The sequence below is a fragment of the Micromonospora alfalfae genome, assembly GCF_022230925.1.
Classification (GTDB): domain Bacteria; phylum Actinomycetota; class Actinomycetes; order Mycobacteriales; family Micromonosporaceae; genus Micromonospora; species Micromonospora alfalfae.
On record NZ_JAKKFH010000019.1, the window covers coordinates 206,665 to 220,942 of the forward strand.

The 14,278-nt window shown below is 71.5% G+C and carries 12 protein-coding genes; 2 read left to right on the plus strand and 10 right to left on the minus strand.

From position 1 onward, the window contains the following. Positions 1-58: 58 nt before the first annotated feature. From MED01_RS16945 to MED01_RS16990, 10 genes are read right to left on the minus strand one after another with little or no spacing between them, the layout of a single operon-like run. Positions 59-1,051, minus strand: a complete 993-nt coding sequence (locus MED01_RS16945) for an LLM class flavin-dependent oxidoreductase (protein WP_238669533.1) — start codon at positions 1,049-1,051, stop codon at positions 59-61. Beyond that, complete coding sequence (locus MED01_RS16950) at positions 1,048-1,374, minus strand: TIGR04076 family protein (protein WP_238669534.1); 327 nt, start codon at positions 1,372-1,374, stop codon at positions 1,048-1,050. The genes MED01_RS16945 and MED01_RS16950 overlap by 4 nt, the downstream gene beginning before the upstream one ends. Continuing rightward, entirely contained in the window at positions 1,371-1,742 is a 372-nt protein-coding gene (locus MED01_RS16955; RefSeq protein ID WP_238669535.1) for a nuclear transport factor 2 family protein, read from the minus strand. Before MED01_RS16955 ends, MED01_RS16950 begins: the two co-directional genes overlap by 4 nt. Next, the gene (locus MED01_RS16960) at positions 1,739-3,424 is read right to left on the minus strand and encodes a DUF885 domain-containing protein (protein WP_238669536.1); all 1,686 of its coding nucleotides are present in this window, start codon (positions 3,422-3,424) and stop codon (positions 1,739-1,741) included. Before MED01_RS16960 ends, MED01_RS16955 begins: the two co-directional genes overlap by 4 nt. After that, complete coding sequence (locus MED01_RS16965; protein WP_238669537.1) at positions 3,421-4,653, minus strand: amidohydrolase family protein; 1,233 nt, start codon at positions 4,651-4,653, stop codon at positions 3,421-3,423. Before MED01_RS16965 ends, MED01_RS16960 begins: the two co-directional genes overlap by 4 nt. A 14-nt stretch (positions 4,654-4,667) precedes the next feature. Then, on the minus strand, positions 4,668-5,639 hold the full coding sequence (locus MED01_RS16970) for an ABC transporter ATP-binding protein (RefSeq protein ID WP_238669538.1): 972 nt from the start codon (positions 5,637-5,639) through the stop codon (positions 4,668-4,670). After that, entirely contained in the window at positions 5,636-6,613 is a 978-nt protein-coding gene (locus MED01_RS16975) for an ABC transporter ATP-binding protein (protein WP_238669539.1), read from the minus strand. Before MED01_RS16975 ends, MED01_RS16970 begins: the two co-directional genes overlap by 4 nt. A 1-nt stretch (position 6,614) precedes the next feature. Beyond that, positions 6,615-7,514: an ABC transporter permease gene (locus MED01_RS16980; protein ID WP_238669540.1), complete on the minus strand. Its 900-nt coding sequence runs from the start codon at positions 7,512-7,514 to the stop codon at positions 6,615-6,617. After that, positions 7,511-8,596 carry an ABC transporter permease gene (locus tag MED01_RS16985; protein ID WP_238669541.1) on the minus strand — a complete coding sequence of 362 codons (1,086 nt, stop codon included), beginning with the start codon at positions 8,594-8,596 and terminating at the stop codon, positions 7,511-7,513. The genes MED01_RS16980 and MED01_RS16985 overlap by 4 nt, the downstream gene beginning before the upstream one ends. Positions 8,597-8,606: 10 nt before the next feature. After that, positions 8,607-10,211, minus strand: a complete 1,605-nt coding sequence (locus tag MED01_RS16990; RefSeq protein ID WP_238669542.1) for an ABC transporter substrate-binding protein — start codon at positions 10,209-10,211, stop codon at positions 8,607-8,609. A gap of 291 nt (positions 10,212-10,502) precedes the next feature. On the opposite strand from MED01_RS16990, the gene MED01_RS16995 reads away from it, so the two are divergent. Then, entirely contained in the window at positions 10,503-11,039 is a 537-nt protein-coding gene (locus MED01_RS16995) for a helix-turn-helix domain-containing protein (RefSeq protein ID WP_238669543.1), read from the plus strand. 124 nt (positions 11,040-11,163) lie between these two features. Beyond that, positions 11,164-13,047 (plus strand): Xaa-Pro dipeptidyl-peptidase, encoded by a 1,884-nt coding sequence (locus MED01_RS17000; protein WP_238669544.1) that lies wholly within the window; start codon positions 11,164-11,166, stop codon positions 13,045-13,047. Positions 13,048-14,278: the final 1,231 nt, after the last annotated feature.

Sequence of the window (14,278 nt, forward strand, 5' to 3'; positions counted from 1 at the left end):
CTTCCCGCAAGATCATATGCAGGAATACGTGATCTTCGAGGCCCTTGATGAGGAGTTTTCACCCGCGTAACAGTGGGAGCACCCGCCGGCCGAGCAGGTCGATGCCGCCGTGCGGCGTCAACCCGTGCGGGGTGCCGAACTCCACCCGACTCGCCCCGGCGTCGAACACCGCCGCGGCCTGCCCCGCGACGTGCTCCGGCGTGCCGGAGAAGGCGAACAGATCAAGCAGGTCGTCGCCGATCAGCGCACCGGCGAGGTCGTCCTCCCGGCGGCCGACGTGCTGCTGGATCCGGGCCAGCAACTCCGGGTCCACCTCGATCGTCGGGTCGAGGGCGGCGACCACCGCCAGGTACATTGCCACCTCCCGGCGCGCCACCCGACGTGCCATCGCACCGTCCTCGTCGACGACTGTGACAGCGCCGAGCACGACACCAGTGCCGTTCCGGCCCGCGACCGCCGCGTCGTCCAGCCAGGCGCGCATCATCCGGGCCATCGCCGGGTTGGCCGACCCGCCGACCTTGACCTCACTGGCGAAGCCGGCCGCTGCCCGGGCGGTCTGCCGCCCCCAGGTGCCGACGAGGACCGGCACGTCGGCACGGGCCGGCGTGTACCGCAGCGACGTGCCCGGCGCGACTGTGAACTCCAGACCCTGGAAACCGCTGTCGTCGCCGGCGAGCAGCAGCCGTACGACGGCGACCGTCTCGACGATGCGCCGGATCGGACGGACCTGCGGCACACCGATCTCGTTGAGCCAGGTGCCCCGGGCCAGGCCCAGGTAGGCCCGACCCCGCGAGGCCAGGTCCAGTGCGGCCACCTGACCGGCGACCTCCACCGGGTGCATGGTGAACGGGTTGAGGCACGCCGCGCCCAGGCGGATCCGCCGGGTGTGCCGGGCCGCCACCAACAGCGGGAAGATCGGCGGTTGGTACATCAGGTCACCGAAGACCGACAACACGTCGAAGCCGTGCCGCTCGGTCAGCTCGGCCAGTTCCGCGTACTCGTCGGCGGACTTGTCGGACTGTAGGCCGATGCCGACCAGCCCAGCGCTCACGTCAACTCCTCGGTGGGGATGCGCTGAAGGCCGGTCCGTTCGATGCGCATGATGAGCCGCTCGTCCGGGTCCGGACAGGCGACGTGGCTGTCCCGGGCCATCCAGTCGCCCTCGGCCAGCGCCCGCTGCTTCGCCGGCAGCAACGGCAGGCACGCCGCCAGGGCGTACAGGCAGAAGTGCCCCCCGGCCGGGATGGTGAGCCGGTTGGAGCCGGTCAGGTCGATGTGGTCGCCCGGCTTCAGACCGCACACCGAGCGGCCCTCGATCCGCTCCACCACGACCCGCAGGTCGTACAGATCGGTGGTGAGTTCCTCGGCGCTCATCGCACGGCCTCCGCGTGGTGGTGCACGATGCGCCAGGAGCCATCCTCGCGGCGCAGCACGTCGGTCACCCGGAAACACTCGTCCGGGCGGGCGTCGGCGAAGCGGGCCCGCAGCACGTAGCGGACCAGACCCGTGTCGCCCCAGGCATCGGCGCGCAGGTGCTCCGGCGCCACCGAGATCGGCGCCGACCCCGTCGCCCGGGTCGCCCGCCGGTCGCGCAGGTCGTCGAGCGCGGGCAGGCCGGACAGCAGGCCGTCGGCGTCAGACTCCCAGAACGTCAGGTCGGGGTGCAGGTGCGCGTCGAAGGCGGGCCGGTCGCCGAGGGACCGGTACAGGTCGGTGATGGTGGTGCGGAGCTCATCGCTCATCGGCTGTCACTTCCGATCGGGTACGGCGGTGCCGGGGGGCAGGGCAGGTCGGCCAGACGGGCGCGCAGCGGATCCAGTCCCATGGGCCCGAGCGCCAACGCGGTGTGGTGGAAGCGTTTCCGGTCGAAGGCGGTGCCCTCGCGGCGCTCGGCGTCCCGGCGGGCCTGCTGCCACAGCCGCGCGCCGACCTTGAAGGCCAGGGCCTGCGCCGGCCAGCCGAGATACCTGTCGACCTCGAAGCGGGCGGTCTCGGCGTCCAGGCCGACGACGCGGGTGAGGACGTCCACCGCGAGCGCTGGCGTCCAGCGGCGCTCCTCGGTGAACCCGTTGCCGGCCGGGATCGGCAGCCCGAGGTGCAGACCCAGGTCGATGACCACCCGGGCGGCCCGCCACAGCTGACCGTCGAGCATGCCGAGCCGCTCGGCCGGGCCGGCGTACAGGCCGATCTCGTCGGCGAGGCGCTCGGCGTAGTGCGCCCACCCCTCGGCGTACCCGTGCACCTGGCACAGGGTGCGCTGCCACGGGTGCAGGGCGGTGGTGGTGAGGGTGACGGCGTGCTGGAGGTGGTGGCCGGGCAGCCCTTCGTGGCAGAGCGTGCCGACGTGCCGCCACACCGGCACCGTCGACTCGCCGGTGGGCACCGACCACCAGATCGCGCCGGGACGCGTCAACGCCGGATCGGGCGGCGTGTAGTACATGACCCCGGACGTGGCGGGGCTGATCCGGCACAGCACCTGGCGGGTGGCGGACGGAATGTCGAAGTGGCGCCCGTCGAGCGCGTCGGTCAGCTGCTCGGTGCGCTGGCGCAGCCACTCCTCCAGGGCGGGCCCGGCCGTCACCCGACCGGCCGGGTCGGCGTCCAGGGCCGCCCGCGCGGCAGTCACCCGCGAGTGGCCCAGCTCGACCGCGACGGTCCGCAGCTCGGCGGCGGTGCGGTCCAACTCCGCCCAGCCGTACTCGTACACCTCGTTCAGGTCGACTGTCGCGCCGAGGAAACTGCGGGCGGTGACCCGGTACAGGTCACCGCCGACACCATCCACAGTGGACGAGGAGGGTGCCAGCTCGGTGCGGAGGAACGCGGCGAAACCGGCGGTGGCGGCGCTCGCCAGCCGCGCGCCCCGGTGCAGCCGAGCGGCGAGCGGGCCGCCGGGACAGCCGTCGACCAACCGCCCGTAGAAGTCGGCGGTGGTCCATGAGGTGCACTGGTCGGCGACCACCAGCACCTGGCGGCGGGCGACCAACTGTCCGCGTTGCGCCGACCGGCGCAGCGTTGCGGCGTACCGGTCCAGGGCGTCGGGCACCTGGTGCAGGTGGTCGGCCACCACCGCCCAGTCGTCCTCGGTGTGCCGGGGCAGATTGTCGAAGAGCTGCCGGAGCAGGTGCACCGGCGTGGCCAGTGGGGCGAGCAGCCGGGTGGTGAACCCCACGTCGTACAGGTCGACCTCACTGGCCAGCCGGTCGCGCAGGGCGTCGGCCAGGGACCGCTCGCCGGGGTCGTGGGTGGTCGCCGCCGCCGCGGCCGTCGCGGTGCGCCGGGCCAGCTCCGCACGGGCGTCGAAGCCGTCCGGCGAGAGATCCGGGACGTGCGATCGAGGGGTACGCCCCACCGCCTCGGCCGCCTGCGGGTCCAGCTCGGCGAGCGCGTCGAGGTACCCGTCGGCGACCTGCGTGATGCTGCTCATCGCGGCACGCCGAGCCGGCCGTGGTCGTCGCGGTACGCCACACCGCCCTTCATCACCGCGTGCAGGGTGCGCAACGCGGAGACCGAGCGGGTCGGGTCGTCGCGCAGCACCAGCAGGTCGGCATGCTTGCCGGCCTCGACGGTGCCGAGGGTGTCGGCACGTTCCAACCACTGCGCGGGGCGGGTGGTGGCGGCCTTGAGCGCGTCGGCGACGGGCATCCCCGCGTCCACCATGAACTCCAGCTCGCGGATGGTCGCCGTGGTCTCGTCGTAGCCGGCGTGCGGGGGCATGTCGCTGCCCAGCGCGATCGGCACGCCGTTGCGGATGGCGTGCTGAAGGCTCTCCCAGTGCCGGGGCCCGGCCGCGAGGGCCCGGTCCATCAGCCAGCCGGGCACCCCGGAATCGCGGAAGAACTGCTCGCAGCGGCTCACCACTATCGTCGGCACGTACCAGACACCCCGCTCGGCCATCAGTCGGGTGACGTCGTCGGTCAGCTCGTACCCGTGCTCGACGCAGTCGAGGCCCAGCTCGACGGCGCGGCGGACCGAGTCGGCCGGGCCGGCGTGCGCGGTGACCTTGCGCCCCCAGTCGTGCGCGACGCGGATGACAGCGGCCATCTCGTCGTCGAGCAACTGCGGGGTGTCGATCGCCTCGTGCTGGCCCGCGATCCCCCCGGAGATGCAGACCTTGATCAGGTCGGCGCCGGCGCGGAGCTGTTCGCGGGTGGCCCGCCGGAACCCGTCCGCGCCGTCGGCCTCCAAGGCGTCGGCGTCCCAGCCGTGCCCACCGGTGCAGCAGAGCGCGTGCCCGGCGGTGAAGATGCGCGGGCCGTCGACAGCGCCGGCCTCGATCCCCCTGCGCAGGGCGAAGTCCGCGTACCGGCTCTCCCCGACGAGGCGGGCGGTGGTGACACCGGAGTGCAGGGTGCGCCGGGCCGAGTCGGCCATCAGCAGCACCAACTCGGCCAGGTTGGAGCTGTGCACAGTGTCGGCGAGGTGGCCGGGCAACCCCAACGAGAGGTGGACGTGCATGTTTGTCAGACCCGGCATGACGTGCTCGCCGCCCAGGTCGACCACCCGGGCGGCACCGGCCTCGGCGAGGACGTCGTCGACCTGACCGACGGCACGGATCATCCCGTCGGCGTCGATCCAGATGCCGCGATCCGGCTGGAGGGCGTCCTGGACACCGTCGTAGAGGGCGAGGTTGACCAGGACCTGTTCGGTGGGCATGCGCATGGGTGTCCTCAGAGTGAGCGCGCGACGGTCGGGGCCGTTGCGGAGTCGGTGAGCCAGCAGGCGACGCTGCGGTCACCCAGGTCGACTGTGGGGGGCTGTTCCCCGCAGGGGGCGAACGCGTGCGGGCAGCGTGGCCGGAAACGGCACCCGGTGGGCGCGTTGGCCGGGTCGGGCACCTCCCCGGCGAGGATGGCGGGCAGGCGCGGGGTGGGCCCGATCTGCGGCACCGCGTCGATCAACGCCCGGGTGTACGGGTGTCGGGGTTCGCGCCACAGCTCGCGGGTGGGTGCGGCCTCGACGATCCGGCCCAGGTACATCACGGCTGTCACGTCGGCGATCTCGTGCACCAACGCCAGGTCGTGGGAGATGAAGAGCATGCCCATGTCCAGGTCGCGGACCAGCCCGACGAGCAGGTTGACCACCTGCGCCTGGGACGAGGCGTCCAGCGCGGTGACCGGCTCGTCCGCGATGATCATCCGGGGTTCCGGGGCGAGCGCGCGGGCAATCGCCAGACGCTGCCGCTGACCGCCGGAGAACTGGTGCGGATACCGCTGGGCGGCGCTGGTCGGCATGGCCACCCGTTCGAGCAGCTCATGTACCCGGGCCCGGCGGGCCGACCCGGTGACCGCGGCCGGCACGCCGTCGAGGAGTTGCGAGCCGATGGTGCGCCGGGGGTTCAGCGAGGCGTACGGGTTCTGGAAGACCATCTGGAGGCCGACCTCGGCACCGGATCGGGGCCGCCAGCCCAGCGGGGTGACCGGTCGGCCGGCGTACTCGACGGTGCCGGCGCTCGGAGCGCTGAGCCCGACCGCGGCGCGGGCCAGTGTGGATTTGCCGCACCCGGACTCACCGACCAGCCCGACGATCTGGCCGGGCGACACCTCCAGGCTGACCCCGGCGACGGCCCGTACCCGCCCACGTCCTCGGGAGCGGTACTCGACCTCGACGTCGGTGAAGGACAGTCGGGCGGGGGTGTTCACGCTGCCACCTCCAGGTGCGGACGGACCACGCAGGCCACCGACCGGTCGACGCCGGCGGGGGTGAGCGGGGGCGGGGCCTCGCCGCAGGACGGTTCGGCGTACCCGCATCGGGGTTGGAACGGGCAGCCCGGCGGCGCCTCGCCGGGTGCCGGCGGCGCGCCCGGGATGGGCCGCAACGTCGCGCCGGTCTGGGTGCCGTGCGGTCGGGCGCCGAGCAACGCGGCCGTGTACGGGTGGGTGGGGGCGGTGAGCAGGCTGCCCGTCGGGCCGGTCTCGACGACCCGCCCGGCGTAGAAGATGTAGCCACGGGTGGTCAGGGCGCTGAGCACCCCGAGGTCGTGGGTGATGAACGCGACGGCCAGCCCGGTCTCGGCGCGCAGCCGTTCCAGCAGGGCGAGGATTCCGGCCTGCACTGTGACGTCGAGGGCGGTCGTCGGCTCGTCGGCGATCAGCAGTCGGGGCCGGGCGGCCAGCGCGATGGCGATGGCGACCCGCTGCCGCATCCCGCCGGAGAACTGGTGCGGGTACGCCCGCAGCGCCCGCTCCGGGTCCGGGATGCGGACCTGGTCGAGCAGCTCCACAGCGCGGCGGCCGGCAGCGCGACGGTCCATCCGCAGGTGCACCCGCATGTGTTCGGTCAGTTGCCGCCCGACGGTGAGCATCGGGTGCAGGGCCGCGCTCGGGTCCTGGAAGACCATGGCGATGCCGGCGCCACGGACCCGCTGCCAGCCCCGGGCGTCCAGGCCCAGCAGTTCGGTGCCGGCGTACCGGGCCGAGCCGGTGACCGCCGCCCCCGGGGGCAGCAGCCCGAGCAGGGTCTGCGCGGTGAGGCTCTTGCCGCAGCCACTCTCCCCCGCGATGCCGACCAGTTCACCCTCGTCGACTGTCAACGACACGTCGTGCAGGATCGGCAGCGGGCCACGCGGTGAGGGCAGGGTGACGGCCAGGGAGTCTACGTCGAGTAGCGGTGCCACCTCAGCGTCCCTTCGTGTAGCGGGGGTCGAGCCGGTCGCGCAGCGCGTCACCGAGCACGTTGAACGCCATCACCACGGTGAGGATGGCGAGGCCGGGAAAGACGCTCACCCACCACATCGACAGGTCCTGCGCGCCGAGGGCCACCATCGAGCCCCACTCGGCGGCCGGCGGGCGGGGGCCCAGGCCGAGAAACGACAGGGCGGCGAGCAGCAGCACAGCGTTGCCCAGCTCCAGGGTGGCCAGCACTATCGCCGGGCCGATGCTGTTGGGCAGCACGTCGCGGCGCAACGCCCGGATCGGCCCGACACCGAGCAGGCGGGCGGCGTTGAGGTAGTCGTCGCCGCGCATGCTCAGCACGGCGCTGCGGATCACCCGGGCATAGACCGGCCAGGACACGATGACCAGGGCCAGCACGGCGTTGCGGGTGTTCGGGCCGAACGCCGCAGTCACCGCCATGGCCAGGATGATCTGCGGGAACGCGAACACCAGGTCGGTCAGGCGCATCAGCGCCTCGTCGACGAACCGGCCGACGTACCCGGCGACCAGCCCGAGCAGCCCGCCGACCAGCAGGGCCAGCGAGACGATGGCCAGGGCCAGCGGGATGGACAGACGGGCGCCGTGGACGACCCGGCTGAAGATGTCGCGCCCGAGGGAGTCGGTGCCGAACCAGTGCGCCCCGGAGGGCGACGCGTACGTGTCAGGGCTCTGCGCCAGCGGGTCGTACGGTGCGAGAACGTCGGCGAGCAACGCCAGCAGCAACCATCCACCGAGGATCGTCAACGCCACCACCGTGATCGGCTGACGCCAGACCGGTCGACTGGTCGAGCCGCCGCGCAGTCGGCCAAGCCAGCGGCGTCGGCCCAGGGCCCGCTCCGCCTTCGGGTCTGCAAGTGTCGTCATGACAACCGGATCCTCGGATCGATGAGCCCGTACAGCAGGTCGACGGTCAGGTTGACCAGCGTGTAGACCAGTGCCACGAAGAGGCTGACGCCGAGGATCGCGGGCAGGTCCAGCGCCGTGGCGCTGCGGTACGCGTACTGGCCGACGCCGGGCCAGCCGAAGATGCTCTCGACAAGCACCGTCCCGGAGAGCAGCGAGGCGAACGCCAGGCCGGAGACGGTGACCACCGGGACGAGGCCGGCGCGCAGCAGGTGCCGGCGCAGCACCACCCGGGTCGGCAGACCCTTGGCGTACGCGGCCCGGATGTAGTCCTGCTGGAGCACCTCGAGCATCGCCGAGCGGACGAAGCGGACCAGCATCGCCACCGTCAGCGAGGTCAGCACCAGCACCGGCAGGGACAGGTGCTGGGCGGCGTCCCAGGCGACGTCCCACTGCCCGGCGAGCGCCCCGTCGACCGTGTACATGCCGGTGACGGTGGGCGGCGGGCTGAAGTCCGTGGAGAGTCGCCCGCCGCTGGGGGCCAGGCCGAGCTGGTAGAAGAAGACGTAGAGCACGACCAGGGACAGCCAGAACGGTGGGGTGGAGAGCCCGAGCAGGGCGCCGACCCGGACCAGTTGGTCGGTGAGCCGGCCGTTGCGGACCGCCGCGAGCATGCCGACCCCCGTGCCGATGAGCAGCGCCAGCACCATGCTCGGCAGGGCCAGTTCCAGGGTCGCCGGCACGTAGTGCAGCAGGTCGTCCAGGACGGCCCGCCCGGTCTGCTGGGAGTGACCCAGGTCGCCGTGCAGCAGGTTGCCCAGGTAGTGCAGGTACTGGGCCCAGAGCGGCTGGTCCAGGCCCCACTTCTCGCGGAACGCGGCCACCGCGGCGGGGTCGTTGAGCGCCTGGTCGGAGAGGTTGGCGGTGACCGGGTCACCGGGGACCACGTTGACCAGACCGAACGTCACCACCGTGACGCCGAGCAGCAGGCCGGCGGTGACCGCCACCCGTTTGGCCAGGAAGGTCAGCAGCGGGTGGGCCCCCCGGGGCCGGGACGCGGTCGTGGCGACCGCGCCCGGCTCACCGTCGTTGACTGTCGTCATGTCGTCGGGACTACTTGCGGCCGACCGCTGCGACGTCCACCTGCCAACCGGCGGCGGTGTAGTCCGCCCCGGTCAGGTCCGTGGTCGCCACGACGATGGAGGAGTTGCTGGCCAGCACGAGGTACGGCGAGGACGCGTTCATCAGCCGCTGCCACTCCTGCATGGCGGTGGCCCGACCGGCCAGGTCGAGGGTCGCGGTGACCTTCCTGCCGGCGGCCACCACAGCCGGGTCGGCCCGCTCGACCGTCCAGCCGGAGCGCAACGCTGTCGCCTGGCCCGGTGCCATGTTGTTGATCAGTGAGTCGGCGACCGGGTAGTTCAGGCTCTGCGGGGTGAATCCGAGAGGCGACTTCCCGCCGCGCATCTCGTCGAGGAACGTGGTCAGCGGCTGCGGGTTGAGCTCCAGCTTGATGCCGGCCTCGGCGGCGTCGCCCTGCACCTTGGTGGCCACCGTGCCGAGGTCCACGCCCTTGTAGGTGATGGCCGGGTAGGTGAACTTCACCGTCGGGTTGGTCAGGCCGGCCTCGGTGAGCAGCGCCTTGGCCCTGGCCACGTCCCGCTTGGACTCCTCGCCGGCCGGCAGCGCGCCCGGGAAGGCGGGTGCGACCAGCCCGGCGCCGGGGGCTGCGCCCTTGCCGTACAGGGCGGCGATTCCCTGGTAGTCGATGGCGGCGCGCAGGGCCTGGTTGAACTTCGGGTTCGAGGTGACCGCCGAGACGCCCGGGTCGGCGTTGAGGAACAGGAAGTAGACGGTGTCCTGCACGCCGGAGGTCTGCAGGCTGCCCGGCAGTCCGTCGAGGAGCTTGCCGGAGATGTCCAGGGAGATCTCGGCTGCCTCGGCACGCTGCATGGTCAGCTTCTGGGTCTGCACGTCCATGTTGCGCAGCACCACCCGGGAGAACTGCGGCTTCGTGCCCCAGTACTTCGGGTTGGCCTCCAACACCACCTGCGACGAGGGGTCGTAGGACTTCAGCACGTACGGGCCGCTGCCGACGGAGTTGGTGTCCAGGTACTGCTGCGCGGTGTCGCCCTGGGCGGCGTCGGCGCCGTCGCGAGCGCCGTGCTCCTTGGCGACAGTGGAGTTGAGCACCGCTGTCGACGGCATCGACAGCACCACCGGGATGTTCGGGTCCGGGGTGGCCGAGGCGACCACGACTGTGCTGTCGTCGGTCTTGGTCACGGTCAGGCCGCTGACGGTGACAGCGGGGCTGCCCTTGATGTTCTTCAGCCGGTTGAGCGAGAAGACGACGTCGTCGGCGGTGAGCGGGCTGCCGTCGGCGAACGTCACGCCCTGCCGGAGCTTGAAGGTGAACGTCTTGGCGTCCGGCGACGCCTGGTACGACTCGGCCAGCGCGGGGACCGGCTTACTCACGTCCGAACCCTTGAAGGTGAGCAGGGTGTCGTAGAGGGCGTGCACGGCGGTCAGACCGGTTGCCTCGTAGACCCGGCCGGGGTCGAGGGTCTTGAGCACGAACGAGGTGTTCACGGTGAGGGTCTTGGCCGTACCGTTCGCGTTTCCACCACTGCCGCCGGCGCTACAGGCGCTGACGGAGAGGACGGCCAGCGTCGCCAGAGCGGACGCTCCGGCGAGGAGCCGGCGGGGAGACACCGACATGCTGTTCCTACCTTCGTATCGCGCGGCCCGTTGTGCGGGATCCGCGGGGCGTGCGACGCCCGGCGGGCGACACCACGCGTCGGCCGGGCCGATGGGAGGACGGGCGTCGCGGGCTTCTCGGGGGCGTCGTCTCGGGGTTGGATGTAGACCGGGCGGAGACGTCCGGTTCGCGCCTCGGTGCGGCTTGTTCGCTTGAACTGAACATTGCCGCCTGATGTTTAGTGATCCTAAACAGGGCCGTATAGTTTGGTCAATCAAGATTCAGCCACACTGTATTTGGAACGAGGACCCATGCTCGGTGACCGCCTCCGCGACCTGCGTCAGCAGCACTCCCTCACGCTGCGTCAGCTCGCCACAGCCGCCGACGTGTCCCCCGCCCTGCTCAGCCAGATCGAGAACGGCGCCACCGACCCCAGCCTCTCCACACTGCGGAAGCTCGCCCAGGTCTTCGACACCTCGATCGCGGAGCTGTTCTCCGAACCGGAAGCGCCACCCGTGCACGTCAGCCGCGTCGGCGCCCGGACCAGGCTGGCCGCGCCACCCGGCCAGATCACCTACGAACGACTCACCCCCGGCCGCGGCGACCTGGAGGTGCTCCAGGCCCACCTCGCACCCGGCGACGCCAGCTCAGCCGAACCGTGGGCGCACCCGTCGACCGAATGCGCGATCGTCATCACCGGTGAGGTCGTCGCCGAGATCGGCGGTGAGTCGTACACCCTCACCGCCGGTGAATCGGTCACCTTCGACTCGCGCCTGGCGCACCTCTACCGCAACGCCAGCGACCAGCGCTCCCACCTGATCATCGCGGTGACGCCACCGACTCCCTGACCGACCACAGTGGACAACCGATGGGATCGACGGGACGCCCCGGCGGACCTAGCATGGCGACGAATGGATCTTCGAGATTGGCCAGTGCCTACCCGGCAACCAGCCCAACCGAAGGGAGACGCGCATGCGTCGACCCCGTCATCTGGCACTCCTGAGCGTCGGCGTGTCCGGCGCCCTGGTCCTCAGCGCAGCCCCACCCGCGGCTGCGGCTCCGCCCACGCCCACCACGCCCACCGGCATCGTGGTCAGCGACGGCATGACCCAACCGGTGTTCTCGCTCGCCGACGCGATCGAGGAGCGGGTGTTCGTCCAGACCCCGGTGGACACCGACCACGACGGTCGACCCGACCGGGTGGCGATCGACATCTCCCGCCCCCGGGAGACCGCCACGCAGGGCTTCAAGGTGCCCGTCATCTTCGAGCACAGCCCGTACCGCAAGGGCACCTGGGGTGACGTGCCGTACCCGAGCGTGCTGGTCGACGACCTGCCGCAGAACGGCCTGACCGACCGCAACGGGCGTCGCGCCCTCGACGCCGGCGCACAACGGGCCCAGGCGAAAGCCAACCTGCCCGGCTCGCTGGACGACTACTACGTGCCCCGCGGGTACGCGGTGGTGCTCGGCCAGAGCGTCGGCACCGGTGACTCGGACGGCTGCCCGACCAGCGGAGACCAGGCCGAGACGCTCGGCACCAAGGCGGTCATCGACTGGCTCAACGGCCGGGCGAAGGCGTACGACGTGAACGGCGCCCCGGTCACCGCCGGCTGGACCACCGGCGCGGTCGGCATGACCGGTGTCTCCTACAACGGGACGCTGCCCAACCAGGTGGCCACCACGGGCGTCAAGGGGCTCAAGACCATCGTGCCGGTCTCCGCGATCAGCAGCTGGTACGACTACTACCGGGCCAACGGCCTCGTCGTCGCGCCCGGCACCTTCCAGGGCGAGGACCTCGACATCCTGGCCCAGTACACCGCCGGGCAGGCACGCGCCGAGGGGCAGTGCGCCGACGAGCTCGCCGAGATCACCGCGAAACAGGACCGGGTCACCGGCGACTACTCGAAGTTCTGGCAGGACCGCGACTACCTCGACGCCCGCGACGTCAAGGCCAGCGTCTTCGTCGTGCACGGCCTCAACGACTGGAACGTGAAGACCGAGCACTTCGCCGGCTGGTGGGACCAACTCGCCAAGCGCGACGTCCCCCGCAAGATCTGGCTGCACCAGGGCGGCCACGGTGGCCCCGGCAGCAGCGCGTCGGTGACCCTGCCCAGCGGTCAGACGTGGACGTACAAGCAGACCGAGAACCGCTGGTTCGACTTCTGGCTGTGGAACGTCCGCAACGGCATCATGGACGAGCCGACCGCGGTGCTCCAGCGCGAGGACCGCGCCTACACCACGTACGCCAACTGGCCCGACCCGGCGGCACGGCAGGTCGGCCTGCGCTTCGCGGCCACCGACACCACGGCACCCGGCGCGCTCACCACCGGCAAGCCGCCGAAGGCCAAGATCGAGCAGAGCTTCGTCGACGAGGGCCGGACCATCCACCCGGACACGCTGATGTCCAATCCGGACACCGCGAGCGCCAACCGACTCGCCTACCGCTCCCCCGAGCTGACGCAGAGCGTACGCATCTCCGGGCGTCCGGAGATGCGGCTGCGGATGGCTGTCGACAACAAGCCGGACGCGAACCTCACCGCGTACCTTGTCGACTACGGTCCGGCCGGGTCGACCGCCGCCCCGACCGTGGTGACGCGAGGGTGGATGGATCCGCAGAACCGCAAGAGCGCCGCGCGCACCGAGCCGATCAAGCAGGGCAAAATGTACGACTACCGGTGGACCATGGAGCCGAAGGACTACATCTTCCCGGCGGGACACCGGATCGGCGTTGTCGTCTTCTCCAGCGACCAGGAGTACACACTCCTGCCGTTGGGCGGCACCGAGCTGCGGGTCGCACCGAACGACAGCGAACTGCGACTGCCGGTGGTCGGCGGACGGACCGTACTCGGGTTCTGATCTCGTCAGTGCGCTCCCGGGTGGGGCAGTCCGACGCGTTCGGGCTGCCCCACCCGCACGTCGGAACCGCTCCGGCCGCGCCGTGCGAGCTTGCCGGCGCCCTGCCCACCCGCACGTCGGGACCACCCCCGCCCGCACCGCCCCGCGAGCGCCGCCTCGCCGGTGCTGCCCCCGCGCGTGGCTGCCCCCCGCGCCTGCTGCCCTGCCCGGTCGAGGCGATCATGGAGTTGTGGTGCCCGGTTTGGCCACGACTGAGCATCTTGTCACCCACCACAACTCCTTGATCGACGCTGGCCCCGCGTTGACGAACAGCCGCCCTCCTCGCGCGACGGCGTTCAGGCCGGGGATCGAGCGAGCTTGCCGGTGCCCTGCCCCAAGTCCGCAAGGTCGTGCTCGATCCTTGATCTAGTGGTCTCGTGGCACGAGGAAGGCCCTGTTTCCTGGATCAAGCACGATCTTGCGCCGGGTTCGCACTGGGCCAGGCCGCACCAAACGACGCGGCAACCTCAACCAGGGCCCACCGCACCACCCGCAACCTCGACAAGGCCCGGCCACAGGACGCGGAAACCCCGACCAGACGCGACCGGACCACTCGGCCAACCCCAACCAGGCCCGACACGCCGCTCAACCTCAACCAGCCCTACCGCCCCACACGGCAACCCGATCAGGGTCGACCTCACGACGCGCCGACCTGTTGGTCAATCCCGGTCCGGGGACAACGTGCACGCGGGCATGATCCACTCGGGTTTCGTGATGTCGGGGCATCCCGGGCAGCGGGACACCGCGACTTCCAGGAACCCGAGTGGATCATCCCTGCGCTGACCACCGTGTCGGGTTCTCCAGGGGTGGTGGGGTGGATGGTTTGTCGGGTTCGGGGTGAATGTCGGGTGGTCGGGGCCACCCCGGCGGCGGAATCGTGGGCCGGGCCGGGTCGTTATACCTGGCAGACCACCGCAACAGCCCGGGTCGTGGTCCGCGACCCCGCCGGCAACCGCAGCCAGGAACTCCCTGCCGGGAACACCCCGCAGGCCGGCCCAGTTACACCCCCCGCACGGCCGAGCACCACAGCGGCCGGGCATGGCAGCCGCCGGGCATGACAGTCGCCGGGAACACCCGCCAGGCCGCCCCGGTTTACATCCCCCGCACGGCCGAGCACCACAACGGCCAACCCCGCGGGCAGGAATGACCTGCCACCGCGAACGGTTACACCCTGTCCCGACGCCCACCCCCT